Source organism: Serratia sp. SCBI (assembly GCF_000747565.1).
In the GTDB taxonomy this organism is placed as follows: domain Bacteria; phylum Pseudomonadota; class Gammaproteobacteria; order Enterobacterales; family Enterobacteriaceae; genus Serratia; species Serratia ureilytica.
In genome coordinates this window covers 1635119-1660790 of sequence record NZ_CP003424.1, presented here as the reverse complement: position 1 = coordinate 1660790, position 25672 = coordinate 1635119, and the positions used below count along the sequence as shown (strand labels likewise).

General features: G+C 51.1%; 23 protein-coding genes. 7 read left to right on the top strand and 16 right to left on the bottom strand.

Translation table 11 applies throughout. The annotated features are described in order from the left end of the window. The first annotated feature begins 2 nt into the window (after window positions 1-2). Genes hisD through hisIE form a run of 7 tightly spaced genes read left to right on the top strand, consistent with a single transcriptional unit; the run spans window position 3 to window position 6164 of the window. The gene (hisD, locus tag SERRSCBI_RS07700; RefSeq protein WP_042784060.1) at window positions 3-1310 is read left to right on the top strand and encodes a histidinol dehydrogenase; all 1308 of its coding nucleotides are present in this window, start codon (window positions 3-5) and stop codon (window positions 1308-1310) included. After that, window positions 1307-2395, top strand: a complete 1089-nt coding sequence (gene hisC, locus SERRSCBI_RS07695) for a histidinol-phosphate transaminase (protein ID WP_042784059.1) — start codon at window positions 1307-1309, stop codon at window positions 2393-2395. The genes hisD and hisC overlap by 4 nt, the downstream gene beginning before the upstream one ends. Beyond that, the gene (gene hisB, locus SERRSCBI_RS07690; RefSeq protein ID WP_015377254.1) at window positions 2392-3459 is read left to right on the top strand and encodes a bifunctional histidinol-phosphatase/imidazoleglycerol-phosphate dehydratase HisB; all 1068 of its coding nucleotides are present in this window, start codon (window positions 2392-2394) and stop codon (window positions 3457-3459) included. Before hisC ends, hisB begins: the two co-directional genes overlap by 4 nt. After that, window positions 3459-4049 (top strand): imidazole glycerol phosphate synthase subunit HisH, encoded by a 591-nt coding sequence (gene hisH / locus SERRSCBI_RS07685; RefSeq protein ID WP_021504315.1) that lies wholly within the window; start codon window positions 3459-3461, stop codon window positions 4047-4049. Before hisB ends, hisH begins: the two co-directional genes overlap by 1 nt. A gap of 5 nt (window positions 4050-4054) precedes the next feature. After that, the gene (hisA, locus tag SERRSCBI_RS07680; RefSeq protein ID WP_042784058.1) at window positions 4055-4792 is read left to right on the top strand and encodes a 1-(5-phosphoribosyl)-5-[(5-phosphoribosylamino)methylideneamino]imidazole-4-carboxamide isomerase; all 738 of its coding nucleotides are present in this window, start codon (window positions 4055-4057) and stop codon (window positions 4790-4792) included. Further along, complete coding sequence (hisF, locus tag SERRSCBI_RS07675; RefSeq protein ID WP_033642483.1) at window positions 4774-5550, top strand: imidazole glycerol phosphate synthase subunit HisF; 777 nt, start codon at window positions 4774-4776, stop codon at window positions 5548-5550. The genes hisA and hisF overlap by 19 nt, the downstream gene beginning before the upstream one ends. Continuing rightward, a complete protein-coding gene (gene hisIE, locus SERRSCBI_RS07670; protein WP_015377251.1) occupies window positions 5544-6164 on the top strand; it encodes a bifunctional phosphoribosyl-AMP cyclohydrolase/phosphoribosyl-ATP diphosphatase HisIE in 621 nt (206 codons plus the stop codon). The genes hisF and hisIE overlap by 7 nt, the downstream gene beginning before the upstream one ends. A 120-nt stretch (window positions 6165-6284) precedes the next feature. Here the strand turns inward: hisIE and SERRSCBI_RS07665 are convergent, their stop codons facing one another. From SERRSCBI_RS07665 to SERRSCBI_RS07595, 16 genes are all read right to left on the bottom strand, one after another. Then, window positions 6285-7658 carry a glycosyltransferase family 2 protein gene (locus tag SERRSCBI_RS07665; protein ID WP_049866667.1) on the bottom strand — a complete coding sequence of 458 codons (1374 nt, stop codon included), beginning with the start codon at window positions 7656-7658 and terminating at the stop codon, window positions 6285-6287. Window positions 7659-7807: 149 nt separating this feature from the next. Then, window positions 7808-9082 (bottom strand): glycosyltransferase, encoded by a 1275-nt coding sequence (locus SERRSCBI_RS07660; protein WP_042784056.1) that lies wholly within the window; start codon window positions 9080-9082, stop codon window positions 7808-7810. A 1-nt stretch (window position 9083) separates the two neighbouring features. After that, complete coding sequence (locus SERRSCBI_RS25040) at window positions 9084-9659, bottom strand: hypothetical protein (protein ID WP_232230750.1); 576 nt, start codon at window positions 9657-9659, stop codon at window positions 9084-9086. Beyond that, window positions 9643-10107: a glycosyltransferase family 2 protein gene (locus tag SERRSCBI_RS25035; protein WP_232230749.1), complete on the bottom strand. Its 465-nt coding sequence runs from the start codon at window positions 10105-10107 to the stop codon at window positions 9643-9645. Before SERRSCBI_RS25035 ends, SERRSCBI_RS25040 begins: the two co-directional genes overlap by 17 nt. Window positions 10108-10157: 50 nt before the next feature. Beyond that, on the bottom strand, window positions 10158-11240 hold the full coding sequence (locus tag SERRSCBI_RS07650; RefSeq protein ID WP_232230748.1) for an acyltransferase: 1083 nt from the start codon (window positions 11238-11240) through the stop codon (window positions 10158-10160). A gap of 240 nt (window positions 11241-11480) precedes the next feature. Then, a complete protein-coding gene (gndA, locus tag SERRSCBI_RS07645; RefSeq protein WP_042784055.1) occupies window positions 11481-12887 on the bottom strand; it encodes an NADP-dependent phosphogluconate dehydrogenase in 1407 nt (468 codons plus the stop codon). 253 nt (window positions 12888-13140) lie between these two features. Then, window positions 13141-14283 (bottom strand): glycosyltransferase family 4 protein, encoded by a 1143-nt coding sequence (locus SERRSCBI_RS07640; protein WP_033650622.1) that lies wholly within the window; start codon window positions 14281-14283, stop codon window positions 13141-13143. A gap of 14 nt (window positions 14284-14297) precedes the next feature. Next, complete coding sequence (locus tag SERRSCBI_RS07635; protein WP_042784053.1) at window positions 14298-15197, bottom strand: glycosyltransferase; 900 nt, start codon at window positions 15195-15197, stop codon at window positions 14298-14300. Continuing rightward, window positions 15194-16348 carry a UDP-galactopyranose mutase gene (glf, locus tag SERRSCBI_RS07630; RefSeq protein ID WP_033650766.1) on the bottom strand — a complete coding sequence of 385 codons (1155 nt, stop codon included), beginning with the start codon at window positions 16346-16348 and terminating at the stop codon, window positions 15194-15196. Before glf ends, SERRSCBI_RS07635 begins: the two co-directional genes overlap by 4 nt. Before the next feature lie 4 nt (window positions 16349-16352). Next, window positions 16353-18236, bottom strand: coding sequence for a DUF4422 domain-containing protein (locus tag SERRSCBI_RS07625; RefSeq protein ID WP_042785674.1), 1884 nt, complete (start codon window positions 18234-18236; stop codon window positions 16353-16355). A 31-nt stretch (window positions 18237-18267) separates the two neighbouring features. Continuing rightward, window positions 18268-19008: an ABC transporter ATP-binding protein gene (locus tag SERRSCBI_RS07620; RefSeq protein ID WP_033650620.1), complete on the bottom strand. Its 741-nt coding sequence runs from the start codon at window positions 19006-19008 to the stop codon at window positions 18268-18270. After that, window positions 19008-19775, bottom strand: a complete 768-nt coding sequence (locus tag SERRSCBI_RS07615; RefSeq protein WP_019454384.1) for an ABC transporter permease — start codon at window positions 19773-19775, stop codon at window positions 19008-19010. The genes SERRSCBI_RS07620 and SERRSCBI_RS07615 overlap by 1 nt, the downstream gene beginning before the upstream one ends. Before the next feature lie 313 nt (window positions 19776-20088). Then, entirely contained in the window at window positions 20089-20976 is an 888-nt protein-coding gene (galU, locus tag SERRSCBI_RS07610) for a UTP--glucose-1-phosphate uridylyltransferase GalU (RefSeq protein WP_033650619.1), read from the bottom strand. Between the two features lie 487 nt (window positions 20977-21463). Beyond that, the gene (gene galE / locus SERRSCBI_RS07605; protein WP_033650618.1) at window positions 21464-22477 is read right to left on the bottom strand and encodes a UDP-glucose 4-epimerase GalE; all 1014 of its coding nucleotides are present in this window, start codon (window positions 22475-22477) and stop codon (window positions 21464-21466) included. 438 nt (window positions 22478-22915) lie between these two features. After that, window positions 22916-24292 (bottom strand): TolC family outer membrane protein, encoded by a 1377-nt coding sequence (locus tag SERRSCBI_RS07600; protein WP_033650617.1) that lies wholly within the window; start codon window positions 24290-24292, stop codon window positions 22916-22918. 2 nt (window positions 24293-24294) lie between these two features. Further along, on the bottom strand, window positions 24295-25626 hold the full coding sequence (locus SERRSCBI_RS07595; protein WP_042784051.1) for an HlyD family type I secretion periplasmic adaptor subunit: 1332 nt from the start codon (window positions 25624-25626) through the stop codon (window positions 24295-24297). Window positions 25627-25672: the final 46 nt, after the last annotated feature.

Here is a 25672-nt window from a genome sequence, read left to right as displayed (position 1 = left end):
CCATGTCGACCTTCAACACGCCGATCGATTGGGCGACGTGCAGCGCCGAACGCCAGGCCGAGCTGCTGATGCGTCCGGCGATCGCCGCTTCCGACAGCATCACCCGCACGGTGAACGAGATCCTCGACAACGTGAAGGCCAACGGCGATCGGGCGTTGCGCGACTACAGCGCCCGTTTCGACAAGGCGGAAGTCTCGACGCTGCGCGTCAGCGCCGAGCAGATCGCCGCCGCCGCCGCGCGGTTGGGCGACGACATCAAACAGGCGATGGCGGTGGCCGTCGCCAACGTGGAAACCTTCCACAACGCGCAGCGACTGCCGCCGGTGGACGTCGAAACGCAACCGGGCGTGCGCTGCCAGCAGGTGACCCGCCCAATCGACTCAGTGGGCCTGTATATTCCCGGCGGATCGGCGCCGCTGTTCTCCACCGTGCTGATGCTGGCGACGCCGGCGCGCATCGCCGGCTGCCGCCGGGTAGTGCTGTGCTCGCCGCCGCCGATCGCCGATGAGATCCTGTATGCGGCGCAGCTGTGCGGCGTGCAGGAAGTGTTTCAGGTCGGGGGCGCGCAGGCGATCGCCGCCCTGGCGTTCGGCACCGAAAGCGTGCCGCGCGTAGCGAAGATCTTCGGTCCGGGCAACGCCTTCGTGACCGAAGCCAAGCGGCAGGTCAGCCAGCGCCTTGACGGCGCGGCCATCGACATGCCGGCCGGTCCTTCGGAAGTGCTGGTGATCGCCGACGCCGGCGCCACCCCGGCATTTGTCGCTTCCGATCTGCTGTCGCAGGCCGAGCACGGCCCGGATTCGCAGGTGATCCTGCTGACGCCGGACGCGGCGATGGCGCAGGCGGTGGCCGACGCGGTGGAAAGCCAGCTGGCCGAGCTGCCGCGCGCCGACACCGCCCGCCAAGCGCTGGCGAGCAGCCGCCTGATCGTGGCACGCGATCTGCCGGAGTGCGTGGCCATCAGCAACCGTTACGGCCCGGAGCACCTGATCATTCAGACCCGCAATGCGCGCGATCTGGTGGACGGCATCACCAGCGCCGGTTCGGTGTTCCTCGGCGACTGGTCGCCGGAGTCCGCCGGCGATTACGCCTCCGGCACCAACCACGTGCTGCCGACCTACGGCTACACCGCCACCTGCTCAAGCCTTGGTCTGGCCGATTTCCAAAAACGCATGACGGTGCAAGAGCTGACGCCGCAGGGCTTCAGCAACCTGGCTGCCACCATCGAGACGCTGGCTGCCGCCGAGCAGCTGATCGCCCACAAGAACGCCGTGACCCTGCGCGTCGCCGCCCTGAAGGAGCAAGCATGAGCATCGAAAAACTGGCGCGCGCCAACGTTCGCGAGCTGACCCCTTATCAATCGGCGCGCCGCCTCGGCGGCAAGGGCGACGTATGGCTGAACGCCAACGAATACCCGATCGCCCCGGAATTCCAGCTGACGGCGCAAACCTTCAACCGCTATCCGGAGTGCCAGCCGGCGCAGGTGATCGAACGCTACGCCGCCTATGCCGGGGTCAAGAAAGAGCAGGTGCTGGTCAGCCGCGGCGCCGATGAAGGCATCGAGCTGCTGATCCGCGCCTTCTGCGAGCCGGGCAAAGACGCCATTCTGTTCTGCCCGCCGACCTACGGCATGTACGCCGTCAGCGCCGAAACCTTTGGCGTGGAGCGCCGCACCGTGGCCGCCAAAGAGGACTGGCAGTTGGATCTGCCAGCCATCGCGGACAGCCTGGACAACGTGAAACTGATCTACGTCTGCAGCCCGAACAACCCGACCGGTAACCTGATTGACCCGGACTCTCTGCGCAGCCTGCTGGAGATGGCCAAAGGCAAAGCGATCGTCGCGGTGGACGAAGCCTATATCGAGTTTTGCCCGCAGGCCTCGGTGGCCGGGTGGCTGAGCGACTATCCACACCTGGCTATTCTGCGCACGCTGTCGAAGGCCTTTGCGCTGGCCGGCCTGCGCTGCGGCTTTACGCTCGCCAACGAAGATCTGATCGCCCTGCTGCTGAAGGTGATCGCGCCTTACCCGCTCTCGACACCGGTGGCGGATATCGCCGCGCAGGCGCTGAGCGAAGAAGGCATCCGCACCATGCGCCAGCGCGTCACCGACATCGCCGCCACCCGCAGCTGGCTGCAGCAACAGCTGGAAAAATGCGCCTGCGTCGAGCAGGTTTTCGCCAGCGACAGCAATTACCTGCTGGCCCGCTTCACCGCCTCAAGTAATGTGTTTAAAAGCTTGTGGGATCAGGGCATTATCTTACGAGACCAAAACAAACAGCCCGGGTTGTCCGGCTGCCTGCGCATCACCATAGGCACCCGCGACGAATGTCAACGCGTGGTGGACGCCTTGTCCGCCCTGCCCGGCGCCAACCAGACTCGCCAGGAGCCAATGTGAGCCAAAAAATCCTCTTTATCGATCGTGACGGCACGCTGATCGCCGAGCCACCGGAAGATTTCCAGGTTGACCGCCTGGACAAGCTGGCGCTTGAGCCGGACGTGATCCCTTCCCTGCTGGCGCTGCAACAGGCGGGGTATCAGCTGGTGATGATCACCAATCAGGATGGGCTCGGCACCGCCAGTTTCCCGCAGGAAACCTTCGATCCGCCGCACAACCTGATGATGCAGATCCTTAGCTCGCAGGGCATTCAGTTCGCCGACGTGTTGATCTGCCCGCACCTGCCGGCGGACAACTGCGACTGCCGCAAGCCGAAGACCGCGCTGGTGAAGGGTTACCTCGAACCCGGCGTGCTCGATACCGCCCACAGCTACGTGATCGGCGATCGGCCGACCGACGTGCAGCTGGCGGAAAACATGGGCATTCAGGGGCTGCGCTACCAGCGCGGCGTGCTGGGCTGGAAAGAGATCGTGCGCCAGCTGACCCTGCGCGACCGTCATGCGCGGGTTAACCGCGTGACCAAAGAGACGCAGATCGATGTCAACGTCTGGCTGGATCGCGAAGGCGGCAGCAAAATCAAAACCGGCGTCGGCTTCTTCGACCACATGCTGGATCAGATCGCTACCCACGGCGGCTTCCGCATGGAGATCGATGTCAAAGGCGACCTGTATATCGACGATCACCACACCGTAGAGGACACCGGCCTGGCGCTGGGCGAAGCGTTGAACAAGGCGCTGGGCGACAAGCGCGGCATTGCCCGCTTCGGCTTCGTGCTGCCGATGGACGAGTGTCTGGCGCGCTGCGCGCTGGATATCTCCGGCCGCCCGCACCTGGAGTACAAGGCCGAGTTCAACTATCAGCGCGTCGGCGATCTCAGCACCGAAATGGTCGAGCACTTCTTCCGCTCGCTCTCCTACACCATGGGTTGCACGCTGCACCTGAAGACCAAAGGCAAAAACGACCACCACCGGGTCGAAAGCCTGTTCAAAGTGTTTGGCCGCACGCTGCGCCAGGCGATCCGCGTCGAGGGCAATACCCTGCCGAGCTCGAAAGGAGTGCTGTGATGAACGTGGTGATTTTGGATACCGGCTGCGCCAACCTGGCCTCCGTCACCTATGCGGTGCGGCGCCTGGGCTATCAGCCGGAAGTGAGCCGCGATCCGGAGATCGTGCTGCGCGCCGACAAGCTGTTCCTGCCGGGCGTCGGCACCGCGCAGGCGGCGATGGATCAGCTGCGCGAACGCGATCTGATCGAACTTATCAGGGCCTGCACTCAGCCGGTGCTGGGCATCTGCCTCGGTATGCAGCTGCTGGCGGCCAGCAGCGAAGAGAACGGCGGCATAACGACGCTCGGCCTCATCGATACGCCGGTAAAGCAGATGACCGACTTCGGCCTGCCGCTGCCGCACATGGGTTGGAACCAGGTATCCGCGCAGGCGGGCCACCATCTGTTCCGCGGCATCGATGACGGCGCCTACTTCTATTTCGTTCACAGCTATGCGATGCCGATATGCCCCAGCACCATCGCTCAGGCGAATTACGGCGAGCCCTTCACCGCCGCCGTGCAAAAAGACAACTTCTTCGGCGTACAGTTTCATCCAGAACGTTCTGGAGCGGCCGGAGCGCAACTGTTGAAAAACTTTCTGGAGATGTAGGCAGCATGATTATTCCGGCTTTGGATTTGATCGACGGCAACGTGGTGCGTTTGCATCAGGGCGATTACGGCCAACAGCGCGACTACGGCAACGATCCGCTGCTGCGCCTGCAGGACTATCAACAACAGGGCGCCCAGGTGCTGCACCTGGTCGATCTGACCGGCGCCAAAGATCCGGCCGCGCGCCAGATCCCGCTGCTGCGCAAGCTGTTGGCGGGGGTTAACGTGCCGGTGCAGGTCGGCGGCGGCATCCGCAACGAGCAAGACGTCAGCGCCCTGCTGGAGGCCGGCGCCACGCGCGTGGTGATCGGCTCCACCGCGGTGAAACAACCGCAGTTGGTGCAAAGCTGGTTCGAACGCTATGGCGCCGACGCGCTGGTACTGGCGTTGGATGTGCGCATCGACGCGCAGGGCGTGAAGCGCGTGGCCATCAGCGGCTGGCAGGAGGATTCCGACGCCACGCTTGAACAGGTGGTAGAGCAGTTCCTGCCCTACGGGCTGAAACACGTGCTGTGCACCGACATTTCGCGCGACGGCACGCTGGCCGGTTCCAACGTGGCGCTGTATCAGGCGATCAGCCGCCGTTATCCGCAGGTGGCCTTCCAGGCCTCAGGCGGCATCGGCAATCTGGACGACATCGCCCAGTTGCGCGGCAGCGGCGTTGCCGGCGTGATCGTCGGGCGCGCCCTGCTGGAAGGTAAATTTAGCGTTGAGGAGGCGATTGCATGCTGGCAAAACGGATAATCCCGTGTCTGGATGTTAAAGACGGGCAAGTGGTGAAAGGCGTGCAGTTCCGCAACCACGAAATCATCGGTGACATCGTGCCGCTGGCGCAGCGCTATGCGCAAGAAGGCGCGGACGAGCTGGTGTTTTACGATATCACCGCCTCGAGCGACGGCCGGGTGGTGGACAAAAGCTGGGTGTCGCGCGTGGCGGAGGTGATTGATATTCCGTTCTGCGTCGCCGGCGGCATTAAAAGCGCCGAGGACGCCAGCCAGATCCTGTCTTTCGGCGCCGACAAAATCTCCATCAACTCACCGGCGCTGGCCGATCCCGATCTGATTAGCCGCCTGGCGGATCGCTTTGGCGTGCAGTGCATCGTGGTGGGCATCGATACCTGGTTCGACAGTGAAACCGGCAAATACCACGTCAATCAATATACCGGCGACGAGAGCCGCACCCGCGTCACCCAGTGGGAAACCCTCGACTGGGTGCAGGAAGTGCAGCGCCGCGGCGCCGGTGAGATCGTGCTGAACATGATGAACCAGGACGGCGTGCGCAACGGTTACGATCTGCAGCAGCTGCGTCGGGTGCGCGAGGTCTGCAAAGTGCCGCTGATCGCCTCCGGCGGTGCGGGCACGATGGAGCACTTCCTGGAAGCGTTCCGCGATGCGGACGTCGACGGCGCGCTGGCGGCATCGGTGTTCCACAAACAAATCATCAATATCGGCGAACTGAAAAGGTTCCTGGTCGAACAAGGCGTGGAGATTCGCGTGTGCTGACAGAACAACAGAGAAACCAGCTGGACTGGGAGAAAACCGACGGCCTGATGCCGGCCATCGTGCAACACGCCGTTTCCGGCGAAGTGCTGATGCTGGGTTACATGACGCCGGAAGCGCTGGCGACCACCGAGCAGAGCGGCAATGTCACCTTCTTTTCGCGCACCAAGCAGCGCCTGTGGACCAAAGGCGAAAGTTCCGGCCACTTCCTCAAGGTGGTCAGCATCACGCCGGACTGCGATAACGACACGCTGCTGGTATTGGCCAACCCGATCGGCCCGACCTGCCACCTGGGCAACAGCAGCTGCTTCCACCCGGCCGCCAGCGACTGGACGTTCCTCTATCAGCTGGAACAGCTGTTGGCGGAGCGCAAGCATGCCAGCCCGGACAGCTCATACACCGCCAGCCTGTACGCCAGCGGCACCAAACGCATCGCGCAGAAGGTCGGGGAAGAAGGCGTGGAAACCGCGCTGGCCGCCACGGTCAACGATCGCGAAGAGTTGACCAACGAGGCCTCGGATCTGATCTATCACCTGCTGGTGCTGCTGCAGGACCAGGATTTGGATCTGAGCGCGGTGATCGGCCGGCTGCGCGAGCGGCATCAGAAAAAAGCGTGACATTAAATCACGCGCAATAAAAAAGCCGCCGGGCGTTAACCTCGGCGGCTTTTTATTTGTTCACAAGCATCGAAAACAGCAGCAGAAGAGAATCAAAGCCCAGCCCCCACTACGTGATTCTTAATTTTTTCCGTTTTTGCGCGAAGGCCGGAACAGGGCCATCAGCCGCCATGGCCAAGAATTTACTATCTCACGATTGCGCATTTCGCACTCTCTTAGTTGATGCGTAAGCGACTCTATCTCGCTTTCAGCGGCTCTCAATTGGTGGCCTTTCTCGAGAATCACCCCTTCATGGGCTCTGAGTCGAGCCTCCAGAGCACTCAGCTTAGCCTCCATAGCTTGCTGTTCAGCATGTAGCTTCTGTTCCGCTTCCTCTTTACGTTTGAACTCGGCGCAAACGTCTTGGTAAGAGGTAGACAACATCTGATAAGACGACTCGGCCTCACGATTGGCAGAAGAGAGATCATAATTAGCAGAAACCAACTCATCGTTTTCATTCTGCAAACGTCGGCTTAAATAAAAGAGGTACTCATCCGCTGACAAACGATAAAGACTGTCGAAAAAAACGTGTGTTCTTTCTTCGTAAAAATCCTCGAACTTAGCACCGAGCTTATTCAGATAACTTCTGACATCATCATATAATGTGAAATAAGCCTTACCGTACAAGGTATTTAAATGCCACTCGAGAAATGAAGCCGAATAGTTGATAAAATCGGTTTTTCGTCCATCATAGATCCCTCTCTCAATCATTAAGGATCTCAATGCTTCCAACGCATCAATTGCACAGTGGTAGGACTTTTCGCGGGTATTAGACAGAGATGTCTCTCTGGAAACCGTGTGATCAATTAATACATCATCAAGAATACATATTCTTTCAGATAACAAAACGAACGCACAAATAAAATAGAGATCGTTTGAGGTTCTTATTTGCTGAAATTGCAAATTTTCAGCTAATATCCTCTCACGCTTCAACATTTTGTCCCAAGGCCACCAAATAAAAGCGTTGAAAAAATCCCTCTCGATCTCAATGGAAGAGAACACGTTTTTTTGTGGCAGCAGATCTGTGCGTATCGACCAGGGAATCGACAGATGCTTATCCTGCTGAACGTTATAAAACTGGCTTCTATAAATGACAACATCGGCATCATGCGATTTCGCCATTGAATAGGCTTTTTCCATCAGGTTTTCATCAACGAAATCATCATCATCGAGGAAAACAACAAACTCACCTCGGGCATGGCTTAAACCAACATTGCGTGCAGCACCGGCCCCACCACCTTCAATGCCGGAAAGCAATATAACCCTGTCATCCTCGGCGGCAATACGCTCCAGGATCGCCTTGGTACCATCCGTAGAATTATCGTCAACGATAATAATCTCGAGTTCTTTCAGCGTTTGCTTTCTGACTTTATCAATGACATCAAAAATATAAATCTCGGCATTAAAAACTGGCATAACTACCGAAACATAGGGTATCGTTTTAACTTCAGACATTATTATTCCACCATGTTCATTGTAATAAAGCCAACTTTTAGAATGACATTGGCCCCCAGCGAAACCTCCCGCGCTTGATCCTATAATCATATAATCGAAGGAGATTAAATGAAAAAAGCCTTATGCTACCGCATAAGGCCTATTTCTGATTATTTAATCTCTTCAACCTGCTTTTTTATTTCCGCAATTCTCTGCTCTTGCAGAATAAACCCAGACTCGATCATTCTCTCTAACTCTGACAAACGCCAATGAATGGAGTCCAATCTTGCATTATTTTCAATCAACAAAGCCCGCGTACTCTTACGATGTAGTCCGCGTTCGATAAACTTGTGCTTGCCTATACGCACCAGCATATTCAGCAACCCACCAGGCCCCAGTTTATCGTAGTTGAAGCGTAATTTTTCAGCCTTCGTTTTCGCTACCCAACCATTCATGACTTTTGAGAAATCTGCACTGCTTTCTTTCATCAGTGCAATAACGAGACCAACCGTTTTTCTGTCATAGAAGCGCGTGGACAAGTAAGACTGGATCTCACCTTTCTGATAGCGTTTTACGTGCGGCAACAGTGTTTCGTAGAACTCTGTGGAAAACGTAGGCGTAAGAACCTGGCTTACCCAAGCAATATGGCCAACCAGCCAGTTGAGTGAATACTCGCGGTATTGCGCCAGCATTTTTGACTTTTCAAGATAGTCAAAAATAACCTGGTGCTGCAGGAAAACACCGAGTAACCGATCCCCGCCGGCCATCATCGTCTGGCCAGCACGGTTACGGCGGTGATAGCAGAGCACTTCATCGATAAAGCAGACTTTATCTGACGTTAACGTGACAAACCAATGGAACCCATTATCTTCGAAGAAGTATTTCCCAACAGGGAATTTCAGATTATTGTCGGTAATGAGCTTCCGCTTGTAAATTTTACGCCATGGCACAGGCAACAATTCGAGAACTTTCTTCTTGTTCTCAACGCTGCGAATATCCCAAACGGGTTTGTTCGCTAATGTTGCCCAGGCAGGTTCATACGGCGCATTCTCGATGCCGGTTTCTGTCTCAAACTCGAGGAAGTTACACATCGCGACATCGGCATTTTCAGCCACTGCAATGTTATAAAGCTTCTCGAACATTGTCGGATCGTAAAGATCGTCACCATCGGCAAAACCAATAAATTCGCCCGTAGCGGCTTCCATGCCAATATTAGCAACGGTAGCAACCCCACCAGGTGAGTTCTCTTTCATCAAAATAGGAATGATACGCTTATCTTTCTCGGCATAAGACTCGATAATTTTCGGCGTGCTATCTTTAGAACCATCATCCACTACAATGATTTCAATATCTTCTAGCGTTTGAGCTAGAACATTGTCCAAACATTCGCCAATGTATTTTTCGATGTTATAGGACGTGACAATGATAGATAATTTTGCAGTCATCTCAAAAAACCTTTTTATTAACTAAATACTCACACACTTTAGAATGAATATATTTATTTGTGTGGAAAACCTTTTGCAGATCACTGTAACTGCTCTGCAGGAAAACGTCTCTCACTTTGGAGACTAGTGCTGATTTGAAGTCAATAACTATATTTTCTTTTGCCCAATCAATCAGATTTACGCTAAACAAGAAGAAACTCGTTGTATAAACATCATAGCGCTTATCTGACTTAATATAGTCATATAACTCAGCAATAGCATCTACGCACTGCATACGTAACTGACTTTTATTATTAGTCACATTACTGCCTTCAGGACAAAGCATATAATTACATATTGCATCGTTCAGAATGGCAACTCTCTCTGCATTCATCAATATTTTCCAGTGCGGAAAAATATCTTCATGTAAACGTAAACTGCCAAACTTTATGTCATTATCCTTTAAAAACCGTGTTCTACAGATTTTATTCCAAGGATAGTTTGTTAGCGTCAGGAAATCAGGTAGCTTTTGCAGAGAAAGGATATCACCATATTTTACTCGCACTTCCTCAAACAACTTCTCATCGCCTTCCCACATGCCAATACTTTCTTTGGCTTTGCCATAAACGATATTGTACTGAGTTACGGCAACGTCCAGTTTTTCTTTTTTCAAGCTTGGCGATGGCATTATCGGCCACATTAGGCAGCATAAAGTCATCGCTGTCGAAGAAGATCGTATACTCACCGCTCGCTGACGCCAAGCCTACATCTCTGGCAACACCCGGCCCCTGATTTTTCTCTTGCCTAATGAGCTTGATATTTCCTCTCTGAGCAAGATAACCCTCGATCACCGAGATAGTATTATCAGTAGAGCAATCATCGACGAGGATGATTTCATGTGTACTCTTAATCGCACGTAAAATAGAATCCAGGGTTGCGACAATGGAATTCTGAGCATTGTATACCGGGATTATTATCGAAATCTTAACACTTTCGCTTGCTGCGGAAGTATTACTATTAACGTCGATCATAGCATCCTTATTCATTCATTGAATCCACTTAAAAATGTCAGCCATATATTTGATGGTTGCGAAAATCATGCTATTTTTTTAGCGAATACATTTGCCATTTTAATTGATGGCAAGTCAATATACTTTTCAAAATAGTAAGAAAGCAACAGGCACACTGATACGGTAACTAACAATAGCATTATGAACGTAGACATGTGTATGTCACCATAATAACTCTTCGCTATTGCAGCAATAATATTAAGTATACAGACATGTACGACATATAACGGGAAAGAGATACGTCCCAAAAACTGCGCCAGCTTGTTTTCGAGCAACTTTTCACTCAAACTACTGCCTAAAATCGACATAAAAATCAGCATACTTCCTGTCAACATAAGCATTTGATAAGTATCTCGATATGAGCCAACGGAAATGTATTCAATGTATTTATAGATGCCTCCATATAAATACACGCCATCCCGTTCATACGGCGAAGTTGCCAGCACAATGCCGATCAAAAACATAAGTGCACGCAGCACTCCATGGATTTTGAATTTATTGTCGATATATAAATCGTTTAAAATCATTCCAAAGACGAAGAGACAATAAAAGGAGCCCCATGCATAAAGGAAAGAGAAGACCAATGCATAAAATATTAGTCGCCTACGGTGCATACCGAAGAACGCAAGCAGACCAAAAACAATAAAAGATCCATAAAACTCGAAAGATATAGTCCACAGAGCATAATTATGCAAAGGCACATGTTGGAAAGGCGCGAAATACACCGCTTCAAGAATCGCTGGAATAAAACCGAGTTCAATCACATGGCCAGTTGTATACTTCAATATATAATATAGCAATGCACTCATCAGCGTAGAGGCTAAAATAGGAAGAACCAGCCTTGGGTATCTCTTTACAACGCCATTGAATATGGCACTACCCTCGTGGGTTTTATTGAACTTAATCGAAAGAACAAAACCGCTTAGAATGAAAAAAATGCAAACAGGTGCAATTCCACTGTAAACTATATTTAATGGTGTCCATGCAATTAACCGCCGCAGCATTCCTCCAATATCGCTAAACGATGTATATCTAATATCTGGTTTATAGATACTGACGCAGTGATCAATAATAACAATAAAAGCAGCATATACCCCGTAAACCTTCAAGATAGGTTATTTTTTCATAAAAACCTTAATATGAACCTTTCTCTCTATCTAATAGTGTCGTAAAGAGTCAGCATATATATGCTGTCTTGATAATTTCGCAATATTGAAGACAGAGGGAATGACGCCAAATGAAGTAGTAACAATTAATGCAGAAACGGCTAGTAGGAATAATTAATTAAAGCCAAGAAAACCACCATGCCAGTAGCATGGTGGTTTAAAATATTTAATGATTACAGTAAGTTAGTCTAACCATTCGGTGTGGAATACACCTTCTTTATCCGTACGCTTGTAAGTATGAGCGCCGAAGTAGTCGCGCTGCGCCTGGATCAGGTTAGCCGGCAGCACCGCTGAACGGTAGCTATCGTAGTAGGCGATCGCGGCGGAGAAGGTTGGCGTAGGGATACCGTTCTGCACGGCATAGGCCACAACATCACGCAGCGCCTGTTGGTACTCGTCGGCGATTTGCTTGAAGTATGGCGCCAACAGCAGGTTGGCGATATCGGCGTCCGCCGCGTAAGCGTCGGTGATCTTCTGCAGGAACTGGGCACGGATGATACAGCCGGCACGGAAGATCTTGGCGATTTCGCCGTAGTGCAGATCCCAGTTGTTTTCTTTGGACGCGGCTTTCAGCTGAGAGAAGCCCTGCGCGTAGGATACGATCTTGCCCAGATACAGCGCGCGACGCACTTTCTCGATGAATTCGGCTTTGTCGCCGGTGAACGGTGCCACTTTCGGCCCGGTCAGCACTTTAGACGCGGCAACGCGCTGATCTTTCAGCGAGGACAGGTAGCGTGCGAACACCGATTCGGTGATCAGCGACAGCGGTTCGCCCAGATCCAGCGAGCTCTGGCTGGTCCACTTGCCGGTGCCTTTGTTGGCGGCTTCGTCCAGGATCACATCGACCAGGTATTTACCCTCTTCGTCTTTCTTGGTGAAGATGTCTTTGGTGATGTCGATCAGGTAGCTGTTCAGCTCCCCCTTGTTCCACTCGGCGAAGGTTTCGGCCAGCTGCTCGTTGCTCAGGTTCAGCGCCTGCTTCAGCAGAGAATAGGCTTCGGCAATCAGCTGCATGTCGCCGTATTCGATGCCGTTGTGCACCATCTTCACATAATGGCCTGCACCGTCAGCGCCGATGTAAGTCACGCAAGGCTCGCCTTCCGCAACCGCAGCGATTTTCTCCAGGATCGGCGCCACCAGCTCGTAAGCTTCTTTCTGGCCGCCAGGCATGATGGAAGGCCCTTTCAGCGCCCCCTCTTCACCGCCGGAAACGCCGGTGCCGATGAAATTGAAGCCCTGATCGGACAGTTCGCGGTTACGACGGATGGTGTCCTGATAGTAGGTGTTGCCGCCATCGATCAGGATATCGCCCTTGTCCAGATGCGGAGTCAGCGAGGCAATGGTTTTATCCGTCGCTTCGCCCGCTTTCACCATCAGCAGGATGCGGCGCGGTTTTTCCAGCGATTCGACAAACTCTTCAACGGTGTAATACGGCGCCAGGTTTTTGCCCGGATTCTCAGCGATTACTTCGTCAGTCTTGTCGCCAGAACGGTTGAAAATGGAAACGGTGTAACCACGGCTCTCGATGTTCAGCGCGAGGTTGCGGCCCATTACCGCCATGCCGACAACGCCGATTTGTTGCTTGGACATTTAGGAACTCCTGTCTGAGGATGACCCTGCTGGCAACGTCGGCCAGCAGGTTTTGTGATGTGGCACACATGTTAACTCAGGATTGAGCCGGGTGGGTAGTGATTGGTGCGATAGGCTTTGCAACAGATTACGAACCATCAAAAATTACACAATCGCGACAATAACAGCCGTTTAGGTTACAGCCATGACTCTTGCTTACAAATTTGGATTTTCCACTGTCCTTTTACCGAAAAACCCAACGCTCACACGACGCTCAATAACTTCCGGCTGCGATCGCACGCTGATAGAGCTTTAACGTGTCATCAATAACCAATGATGAGGCGAATTTGCTCTCGATACGCTCACGGCTGCGCACACCCATCTCAACGCGCTTGCTTGGACTGGTAAGCAACTGCTCCAACTTCTCTGCCAGAACCTCGATATTGCGCATCTCCACCAGGCTGCCGGTGTACTCATCAATAATCAGACTTTGGCAACCACCCACGTCATAAGCGATGCAAGCACGCCCAACCGAAGACGCTTCCAGCAAAATACGCGGAATGCCTTCTGAATACGTAGAAGGTAGAGCGACAACGTTAGAGGCCTCAATCAGGCTGTAAACGTCGCTGCAACGACCCAACCAATTGATGAGCCCCTGCTGGTGCCATTCTTCTATTTGCGACAGCGGAATCGCATCCGGATCGTCAACAATGGAAATTCCCGCCACATTCAACACAAAATCCACGCCTTTCTGCGCCAAGCGCTTTTTCACCTCGACCAGATCGCCCAATCCTTTGCTCCAGAGCAATCGGCTGGCGAACAAGACGACCGGTTTTTCGCGGTTGATTTCTAGCGAGTAGTGATAAATATCGGGGTTAATGCCGGCACCATCGATAACAACCGTTTGGCTTTTTTTCGCTTCAGTCAGCGCAAGAAGTCGATCGCGGTCGTGTTCGTGCTCAAAGGCCAGCAAGCATTTTTTGTTCTTAAAGATATGATTGTACGAATGTAACGTCAGATAACGAATGACGTTCATTGACAATTTGTCTTCCATAAAGACACGCCCAAGCCCGACAAAGCCCAGAATAATCGGTTTGTTGTAAAAACGCGCAAAGAACCCCCCCATCAAACAAGGTTTGATAGTGATGCAATGCAGTACGTCTGGGTCAATTTTTTTGAGCAACGACCATACCTTGGCCAATGAACCAAAGAAGTTGAACGGGTTGATGGACAGCTCAGATACTGATGAATCGTGGCAGATAAAACCTTTATCTGCCAACTTTTGCTGAATGTCGTCTCCCACAAAGTGGCTAACAACGTGGATTTCATAGCCAGCAGCCTGAGCCGCCAGCGCTCTTTCAACCCAATGCAGTTCAAAGTACCAATCTGAGTTGATAAAATAACAAATCTTTTTCATTTAACTCTTACCGGCTAATGTTGTTTACCATTTTTACGTGATATACCGTCAACAATACCGCGCACTACGTATTTAATATATTCACCTTTTTTGCCTTGAGAGGTAAAAGAAAGTAAATATTTTGCAATACGTAACACGATAGCTCCGAGTGAGTAAGGTCTTTCATGTTTTTTGAAAAGCATCCTTGAGAGGAGCAGGTTTCTGACCAGATAGTAGACTTTCCAGGGCGGGTTTATCCCCCCCTGGCCAGCAGGCACATCGTGCAGAAATACCAACTCTGGTGAGTACCGGAACCGATACCCTTGTTGACTCAACCTGTAAGAGAAGTAAAGATCATCATAATAAATAAAAAGTTCTGGCCAAATGTACTCAATGTTAGCGGCTAAAACGTCTTTGCGTATTATTGCACCAACAAATGAGAAAGTCACGACATCCGCAGGCTTAAGCTCTGCGGGGATGTAACGTTCGGGTCTGGCAATATAACCCAACGTGTGTACCAACGACGTTGGCATCTTGCTGAAAGGGACGTTCATTTTGCATAACGTCCCTTGTCTATCCAGGACTCGGCAACAGTAGGCCTCATAGCCGAACCGTTGCGCCAATTCAGCGAAATGTGTCAACAATGTCCGATCGGGATAAGCGTCATCATCGAACATAAACACCCAGTCGGTGTCTATCTTACTCGCAATATATTCACTTCCGAGCCTGAACCCGCCTGCGCCGCCGTCGTTTTGCGCAGCGCGTATGGCGTGCAAACGGCTATCTTCGATACTGTGTAGCCACGACTGCGTTTCGTCGGTCGACGCGTTATCGACAATGACAATGTCATCAAACGGCAACGCAGAGGTTGCCGCCCAACATTGTTTCAATTTTTCCAGGCGATTGAATGTAACAATTAACGCCGAACATCTCATCTGATGCTGACCGTGAATACTGGCATAGCGTTTTCTTGCTCCAGACTGGCCAGATAGGTTTCAGCCGTTTTCAGTGCTTCGGCAATGGTCACGTCCATATCCAGGTAGCGATACGTACCCAGGCGGCCAATGAAGGTAATGTCATGTTCTTTTTCGGCCAAATCGACGTATTTTTCCAATAATGCCATTTCACCGACCTGACGAATCGGGTAATAAGGGATATCATTTTCTTCGCAAGCGCGGCTGTACTCTTTATAGCAAACCGACCCTTCGTGCTGTTCCCAAGGGGAGAAGTACTTATGCTCGGTGATGCGAGTATAAGGTACCGACTGTTCACAATAGTTCATCACCGCACAGCCTTGATAATCCCCTTCCACGGTAAATTTCTCAAAGTCCAGCGTACGGTAGCCGAGGCGCCCAAACTGGAAGTCATAGAACGCATCCAGCGGACCGCTGTAAAACACATGATCGTAGCCCTCACGATCCTGCATTTGGAACTGGGTATCCAACGTCACCGAGATATTCGGGTGATCCAGAATACCTTCCACCATTTTGGTATAACCGTCTTTCGGCATCCCCTGGAACTTATGATTGAAATAGTTATCATCATAATTAAAACGAATAGGCAGACGCTTCAGAATCGAAGCCGGCAACTGTGCCGGGGACATGCCCCATTGCTTGATGGTGTAACCTTTGAAAAAGGCTTCATACAGTTCTTTGCCGACAAAGCGCAGCGCCTGTTCTTCGAACGATTGCGGATCGGTGATACTGGAATCGCCTTTCTCGGCGATCAAGGCTTTCGCTTCCGTTGGTGAACAGGTTTTTTTGAAGAACTGGTTGATGGTGTGCAAATTGATCGGCAGCGAGAAAACCTGGCCGTTTACCGTCGCTTTTACGCGGTTAACATAAGGCATCATTGTGGCGTACTGATTCACAAAGTTCCAGACTTGCTCGTTGTCGGTATGGAAAATATGCGGACCATAGGTATGCACCATCACGTCCGTCTTTTCATCCCGAGCATCGTAGCAGTTGCCAGCGATATGAGTACGGCGATCGATAATATGAATTTGATGGCCTTGCTCAGCCAATTTTCTCCCGATCACCGCACCGGAAAAGCCTGCTCCAACGATTAAAATTTTCTTACTGTTCATCATCTTATGATCCGCGAATTAGCTGTCTAAATTTGTAGTAGTATTTGGTCATTGCATTACGCCGCGTTGTCCCTTTCGGCGCTACACGATTAAGAATAAACATTATGGAGCGTTTCAATATCGGTGCCCCACTCTTCTTACGTGCGGGTGACGAATCCTTCCTCTCGCCTTGCAAGCGGGCATAAAGCTCCGGAGCCCAGGGCGTATTCAGTATATTCTTGTGATAATTATCGAAGAAATCAACGTAACGCGTATTCCACGGTTTATTCTCACCAGCGAAGTGAATCATCTTCGGATTACGACGCGCCTCAAGGAAATGCATGTAGGTTGAAAATGGCAAATTGGGGAAAAATGTCTCTGTATTACCGTTACCATGATAGACATTCCATTCCAACGGCAAATAATGTACGCGGCCATGGAAAACTTTATTCATAATATCCTGATCGAGGAACCAGTATTGCTTACCCTGCATCGCCTCCATCAGGCTGGAAAAGGTATTCTCTTTATTCATCTGAACAATGTTAAATACCAATATTCCCGCTTGGAAATATTCATCTGGATTGATTAAACCCAATGAAGAAGAAAGGTACTCCTTCGCCGGCATCACTCCGTCACTGGATTGTGACATGGCGCCAAGCAAAACAAACCCTTCCATCACGATATCTTTTACCGCCGCAACCAAGTTATCGGCCAACGGGATATCGAGTAACTCTGCTAAATCATTCTCGACTACAGTATCCGAGTCAATAAAGATCACTTTTTCATACTCAGCAAACAGCCGAGGAATAAACAAACGCGCATAGGTTGCAGCACTGAAATGTGCACGCGTAAACGCATTCTTTATCTCTGAAAAAGCGTTAACATCAAAGAAGCGGAGATTGATATTGTCATGCTCAGCAAGCAGAGAGAAGAAACGTTGCTTATTCGCCTGAGACACTCCGTTCTCAAGCACCACCAAATCATAATTCAAAAGAGGATTAGCATGCTTAATGATAGAGTTGACTAATGCAGCCCCGCTAATCGCATAATTATCATCGAAGCAAATGACAACCGGTACATTATTATCAGAGAATGCAGGTTCCAGCGTCGCCGAGAAGGTTTCATTCTGAATAAAGGTTCTCTGCAGCTCTTTAATATTTAAGGTGCCAACTTCTCGCTTGTGACCAACATAAATGTTAAGTAACCGTTCTGCAATGTGGCCGACAACTCGCTTTTCCTGATCGCTGTAGTTTTTAAACCTCAGCCTCTCTTCCAACTTATCTAAAATAGAAAAGAGCCAGATTGAATAGTCCTCAAAGATGTCCTTTCTCATCACGAACATATTCGTATAATAACCATCTGAGGCTTGGTTAAATTTTTCTGCGGCAGTGATATATTCGGGATAAAGCTCTCCCAATACGGTCAATGCGGCATCATAGTCTTCGATATGCAAGTGGTTAGAGATTTTATAATGCTGATAATTATTTTTGCTACCTGCAGCACCAACATCCCATTTTTTAGGCAAAATAATGTCGACGCCTTCGAGACAAAGAGGAATCGTTTCATCATTCAAACCAAATTTATCTTGGTATTCTCGACTTACCTTCTCAGCACTCACCACGCCCCATCGGTCCTCCGGGGCCTGCTGATCGTTAGAGAAATTTAGATGACGCCGGTAGTGCATAAACCCAACATAGTCGGCTGGCTCTGCATTTTTCCATACCCAATAATGCGCAGTCAACTCACAATAGAATGGGTTTTTGAACGATATATTATCACCCGTATCATCACCAAGGCATCCAATCTCGGTAAGACTATTAGCCTTACCGACATGAATTGGTTGTATCCACTTTGAGTCGAGAAAAGCGCTAGGCTTGTGATGACACGTATATATTTTAATATTCTGCATTTGCACTACCTGGCAATCACGGTTATGAATTTCAACTCATTGCTTCTTTATATTGCGCTATAACAGTATGAGCCTCACCCATAACTTTCATCTTATGGTTTTCTATCCAGATGACTCTATCGCAAATTTTTTCGATATCACGAAGATTATGGCTAACAAAAAGAATTGTCACCCCTTTCTTCTTGAACTCATTAATAGTTTCGAGACATTTGCGTTGAAACGAGATGTCCCCGACTGCCAAAACCTCATCGATAATCAGAATATCTGGATCAACCTGCGTAATGACAGAGAAACCCAGCTTCGCCAACATACCGCTGGAGTAAACTCGGATGGGCTCGTCAATAAATTCACCCAGCTCGGAGAACTCGATGATTTTATCCAAACGCTGCTTCAACTCCTTACGACGAAGGCCTAACAGCGTCGCATTCAGTCGAATATTCTCACGGCCAGTCAGCTCGGGGTGAAACCCACCGCCTAACTCCAGCATCGAAGCCACACGGCCAACTACATGAACAGAACCGGATGACGGTTTCATCACACCGGCGACCAAACCAAGCGACGTACTCTTCCCCGCACCGTTTCGGCCAATAAGCGCAACCGATTCGCCTTTTTTAACCTGGAAACTGATATCTTCAATCGCCAGATAACTACGACCACTCAGTAAACTTAGTGCACGACGCGGGTTAAAAATCAGCTCTTTAATGCCAGATCCAATATGATGGTATAATGGATAGCGCTTAGTCACATTTTTAAATTCTATAGCTACGCTCATTATAATATCTCTGCAAATCTGTACTTCAACTTATTGAAAATGCTGACACCAATGATAATGAACAGCAACGCATATCCGTAAAGCATGCCTATCTGGTGATAATCAATTACGCCATTCATAAAAAGATCACGCCAGCTCAGTATCATGTTAGCCAGTGGATTAAAATCAATCAGGAAGCGATATTGTTCAGGAATCATATCACCGGAGTACAAAATCGGCGTGCAGTAGAACATCAGCATGATACCCAGCGTGATGAAACGTTCCAGATCGCGGAAGAAAAGGTTCAGCGTCGATAACATCATCGCGATCCCGAAGGTCATCATCATCTGCGCAATGCCGATAAGCGGAACCCCCCAAAGCCAATCAATTGATGGACGCATGTCATAGACATAGAGAAAGAAGATAATGACCGGAATCGTGCAGAGGAAATGCAGACACTCCATCAGGACATTACTAAAAGGAATGACCGAACGCGGAAATACGGTTTTTTTGATGATCTGTGCGTTTGCGATAAACGAATACAAGGAGTTAGTCGTTGAGCTGGCAAACCACTGCCAAGGGAACAGGCCTGTAATAATGAAAATGGTATAGTTTGGTATTTGAACCCGCATGACCAATTTAAAAATAAAATAATAGATCATAGCAAAGAGTAATGGATTAGCAATTGACCATAAATAGCCAAAGAAGCTGCTTTTATATCTTACTTTTAATTCTTTCTCTGTGATGACCGAAGCCAAATCCCAAAGATAACCTAAGCTATACTTCATATAAAAACTCGATTTAAGATTGAAATTCCCTGACAGATGAAACATGGCCGTACGTCTTCAGGTCCAGCGTAGCCAGATGGCATGACGGGTAGAATGCGTTGCTGAACTAATCGCAACCACGCTACCGCCCCTGGCATTGCGGCAACCAGAGCACACTTAAAACAACCTGTTGATTTTACTTCATAACCGGGAAAACTTCCTGCACCCAGTTCGCTACACAGCGCGATGAGCGCGTGTAACCTGCCCTCAAGCTACATCCAGCCAATTCATTTTACTTTAGGAATCGGCTGGATTCGTCAGGTATAGCAGACGCTTAAGCCTGCAACATCCCCTTTAACCACTCAGAAAATGCTTCACCCTGCGTCGGATGACGAAGACCATACTCAACAAAGGCCTTCATATAACCTAATTTATCACCGCAGTCATGCGAACGCCCAACCATGGCGAAAGCCTCAACCGGTTTTTGCTCCATCAGCATGGCGATAGCATCGGTAAGCTGGATCTCACCGCCAGCGCCATAAGGCGTTTTTTCCAGCAGCGGCCAGATATCAGCAGCCAAAACATAGCGGCCAACGACAGCCAAATTTGAAGGAGCCTCTTCCTGCGAGGGTTTTTCGACGATCGCATGCATCGGCACGCTTTGGCCTGGCGCCACGGCCACGCCGCGACAATCAACCACGCCGTATTTGGACACGTCTTTTTCTGGCACAGGTTCTACCATGATCTGGCTGCGACCGTGCGCTTCAAATTCAGCGATCATGCTGGCGAGGTTATCTTTCGTCAGATCAGAGGCGATGTCGTCCATCAGCACATCCGGCAGCAACACGGCAAACGGCGCATCACCGATCAGGGGTCTGGCACAGAGTACCGCATGGCCCAACCCTTTGGATTGCCCCTGCCGCACATGCATCAGGGTCACGCCTTTCGGACAGATAGACTGAACTTCTTCCAGCAGTTGGCGCTTAACGCGTGACTCCAGCATGCTTTCCAATTCAAACGAGGTGTCAAAATGGTTTTCAATAGCATTTTTTGACGAGTGCGTAACCAGAATAATCTCTTTAATACCGGCGGCGACGCATTCATTTACGATGTATTGGATAAGAGGTTTGTCGACAACCGGTAGCATTTCCTTAGGAATCGCCTTAGTGGCCGGTAACATGCGGGTACCAAGACCGGCAACGGGAATGACAGCTTTCAGCATATCTGTGGGGGCTCCCAACGACTTCAGTTTCATTAATGCAACATGTCAAAATTATCGCGATAACATTTCGACGTTATCGCCGTCCTCGGTTATGCAACCAAGAGACCTCTATTTTCTTCGGGCTGAATTATACACCCATGTGGGAAGTTAATACATTAACGCCACATAGACAAAACGTCATTTGTCTATGCAGTAACCGCCAGCCACCAAGAAAAATCCTAACACACTGAATAAAAATAAAAAATAAACCATTCATGCTTTCAAACTTGTCCTAAAAACCTCCTGACGCCAGGTGCCGTTTTTGCTACCGCAGGGTAAGAGTGGCCAAAAAAAGCAAAATTTAATAAGCACGCTAATAAAAACACTGGTTAATTGAGAATGATTATTAATTACAAGAAAAGTACTCCCCGGTATCTTCATGACCAACAACGAAAAAGCCCACATCGAGATGTGGGCTTTTTCGTTGCTTAACTTTATATCAGTTTTCTTACTTATACCCTTGCGGATTTTTCTTCTGCCAGTTCCAAGTGTCGCGCATCATGTCATCAATATTCCGACGTACTTTCCATCCTAGCTCTTGATATGCCAGATCCGCGTTCGCCCAGAAAGCAGGCAGATCGCCGTCGCGGCGAGGCAAGATTTGGTAAGGGATCGTTACGCCGGAAGCTTTTTCAAATGCCTGAACCATCGCCAACACCGAGTGCCCTACACCGGCCCCAAGGTTATAAGCCTTAAATCCGCTGATCTTCGCCAGATGATCCATCGCTTTGAGATGACCGTCGGCCAAGTCCATAACGTGAATATAGTCGCGCTCGCCCGTGCCGTCTTTTGTTGGATAGTCACCACCGAAAATACCCAACTTCTCCAGTTTGCCGATAGCCACTTGCGAAATATAAGGCAGCAGGTTATTGGGAATACCGTTAGGATCTTCGCCGATCAAACCCGATTCATGAGCGCCGACCGGGTTGAAGTAACGCAAGGCAATAATCGAAAACTGCGGTTCAGCCTTAGCGAAATCCTGCAGGATCTGCTCCACCATCAGCTTAGACGTGCCATAAGGGCTGGTCGTGCCGCCGATCGGTGTCGTTTCAACATAAGGCACCGGCGAATTGGCACCATAGACAGTGGCGGAGGAACTGAAGATGAAATCATGTACGCCGGCACGGCGCATAGCATCCAACAGTACCAGCGTGCCGGTGACGTTATTCTGATAATACTCAAGCGGTTTGCGCGTTGACTCTCCAACAGCCTTGAGGCCGGCGAAGTGGATCACGGCAGTGATATCATGCGCGCCGAAGATACGATGCAGGCATTCAGCATCCTGAACATCGCCTTGATAGAACACCGCGGCTTTCCCCGTCAGTTTCTCCACGCGCTGCAATGACTCCGCAGATGAGTTGGACAAATTATCCAGCACCACAACGTCCTCGCCACGCTCCAGAAGCGATAGCACGGTGTGCGATCCGATGTAACCAGCGCCACCGGTAACTAAAATTGCCATATCAACCCCTTACGCTTCGATAGCATCGAAGCATAGTTACTCGTTCTATAAGAAGACCGTTTGTTTCATGAGACGTTCACGCAAACCATCCATTGATGACAAAACGCATAATACAGCTCAATGGTTCACGCATGAAGAGAAAACGGTATGTGCGCCTCTTGAGCGATGAAGGGTTAACTGCAGCATCACCTTTTCCTGGGGGTGAACGTGGCATCGCGCTTGGGTGGCTTCTCGTTATCTTTCGGCAGAATTCGATACCCTCTCAGGAGCATGACCGCATTCCAAGCCCAAGCCCAAGCCCAAGCCCAAGCCCAAGCAGACATTCTTTATGAATCAAATAAAAAACAAGTAAACACAACCTGAGAAATACACGCATGAAATTGAAAAAGAGCAGCTTAACGCTGCTCTTTCAGAGTCATGCTTATAGTGGAATAACCTCTAGCGATTACGGGCAAAATACTGCGCGACGCGCAGCACATCCTTCTCGTCCAAGGTGCCGGAATCGCTCAACAAGGTAATCCAAGACTTGATATAGGTGTATTTGGCGGAGGCCAAGTCACGCTGGGCGCTGTAGAGCTGCTGTTCGGCGTTGAGCACATCGACGTTGACACGCTGCCCCGCCAACACGCTCTGCCGGGTCGCCGTCACCTGCGTAGTCGCCGACTTCACCGCCAATTCGTAGGCCGCCAGTTTGGCACGACTGCTGATGCACAGATTGAACTGCTTGCGCAGATCGTTCAGCGTCGTGCCGACTTGCGTGTCCATTTCGGCCATCGCCTGGCCGTAGCGCGCCGCGGCCTGCCGGGTGGATGCCGCCACGCCGCCGCCGGAGTAAATCGGCAGGCTCACCTGCACGCCGATGCTGTCGGTACGATATTTCTGGTTAACCGTGTTATCGCTGCTGGAGTCGTTTTCCGAATGCGAAGCGTAAAGTTGCACGTTCGGCATAAAGCCGGCGCGGTTTCTCTCCACTTCGTATTTCGCCGCATCGACGCCATGGCGCGAGGCGGCCAGCACTGGGTTGTTTTCCAGGGCGATCTTTTGCCACTCTTCAAACTTCGACGGGATCAGCGGCGCCACCTTGAATTGCCCTGGTCGTAAGCTCTGCAGCTCATCCAACTGATTCAACGGCACGCCGATGATCACCTCCAGCTCACGCTGCGCAGCGTCCAGCGCGTCGCGCGCTTCTATCACCTGCGCCTCTGCCAGGCTGTAGCGCGCCTGCGTTTCAGAGACGTCGGTCAGGGTCCCCTCACCCGCGCTCATCAGACGATCGTTCAACGCCAACTGTTCTTTATAGGCTGCTTTCTGCGCCTCGGCCAAGGCTATTTGATCTTTGGCATAGGCCACTTCGACATACGCGCTGATCACCCTCACCGCCAGATCGAGCAGTTTGCCGCGATAGCGCTCATCCGACATCATCGTCTGCGCCACGCCGCCTTTATAACGCGCATAGGCCTCATAATCGAACAGCGGCTGCGTCAGCGTCACCGAGCTGGAGTAGCTGCGGTACTGCTGGCGCCGCGTCGCTTCCGTAATGTTGCCAAAGAAGTCGCTTTGCGGATATTTCTGGGTTTGCCAGTTACGCGGCGAATTCTGGTAATTCAGCGATACCTTCGGCAGCAGCCCCGCCCTGCCGATGTTTTCGTTTTCATCCCCCGCTTCTTTCTCTTTTATAGCCGCCCGGAAGGTCGGGTCCTTTTCTAATGCCAGCGAATATGCGTCTAAAATCCCTATCGAATAAACCGGCGCAGACATCGCAAACAAAAGGGTGCCGATAACCAGACCGGCAGCCTGTCGTTTTGAATGAATCAAAATTATTCCTCGGTTAATGAAGTATGAGCGCGATCCAAAATAGGTTTAAACAGATAGCTCAGCAGCGAGCGCGACCCCGTTTTCACGAACACCTCCACCGGCATCCCCGGCTTGATGTCCTCGCCACTGAGCATTTTCATGCCCTCCGGCGAGACCGTGACCTGCATCTGGTAGTAGGGTTCGCCATTGGTTTTGTCGACCAGACGGTCGGCGGAAACCAACGTGACCGTTCCCGGAATTTTCGGGGTTTTGTTTTGGTTGAAGGCGGTAAACATCAGATCCACCGGCAACCCGTTGTACACCTTATCGATCAGGTCGACTTTGAGGCGAGAATCCACCACCAAAGTTGCCTGGCTGGGCACAACGTCCATCAGGTGGTCACCCGCTCCCACGACGCCCCCCTGAGTGAAGATATTCAATCCGACCACGGTGCCGTCCACCGGTGAGGTGATGGCGGTGTTGCCCAGATCGAAATCAGCCATTTGCAGCTTGTTGCGGAACTCGCTGGCGTCCATTTGGGTTTGCGCCAGCTGCGTTCTGACCTCGCGCTGATAATCAGCAAAGCGCTGATCGATGCGTTGCTGAGATTCCTGCAGTTGCTTTTGCAATTGGCCAATCCGCCCGACGGTTTCGTCGATACTGCTGTTCACCTCGGCGAACTGGCGTTGAATTTCCAGGTAGCGGTTGCGCGGCAGGTATCCGTCCGCGGCCAACTGCTTCATGCTGTTCATCTGTTCGCGCAAACTGGAAAGCTGGATCTGTTTATTGGCACGCGAATCCTGCAGGCCTTTCAACTGGAAGCGGATCCCGTCCATCGACTGCTTATAGCCGTCTATTTCACTTTGCAGCCCTTGGCGGCGGGAAGCGAACAGCTGCGTTTGCAGCGCAATAATCTCCGCGACGCGCGGCTGATCCTTGATCTTGGCGAAGATCGGGGAAAACGTGACATTGCCCAGCCCGTCCCGTTCAGCAAGCAGGCGCCCTTCGGTAGCCAAGGTGGTGTAGTACTGATCGCGCAGCGAATCGACCTGCGCTTGCGCCTGCACCTGGCTCAGTTGCACCAGCACCTCGCCGGCTTTCACCTTATCGCCGTCTTTCACCGCGATATTTTTGATGATGCCACTGGCCGGAGCCTGCACCGTTTTACGATTGCCGGAAACGGTTACCGAGCCCGGCGACGCCACCCCTTTATCCAGAGGCGCAAACGCCGCCCAGGCCAAGAAGCCGAACACGCCCACTCCCAGCGCCAACCACCCCAGGCGGGTATAACGACGCTCATCCAACGGGATCTGTTCTGAGTACGAGTCATGCGGCTCGCCAATATGCGTAGACATACCAACTCCTTTGACTGCCGGCGACGCAACGGCGCCGCCAGGCGAG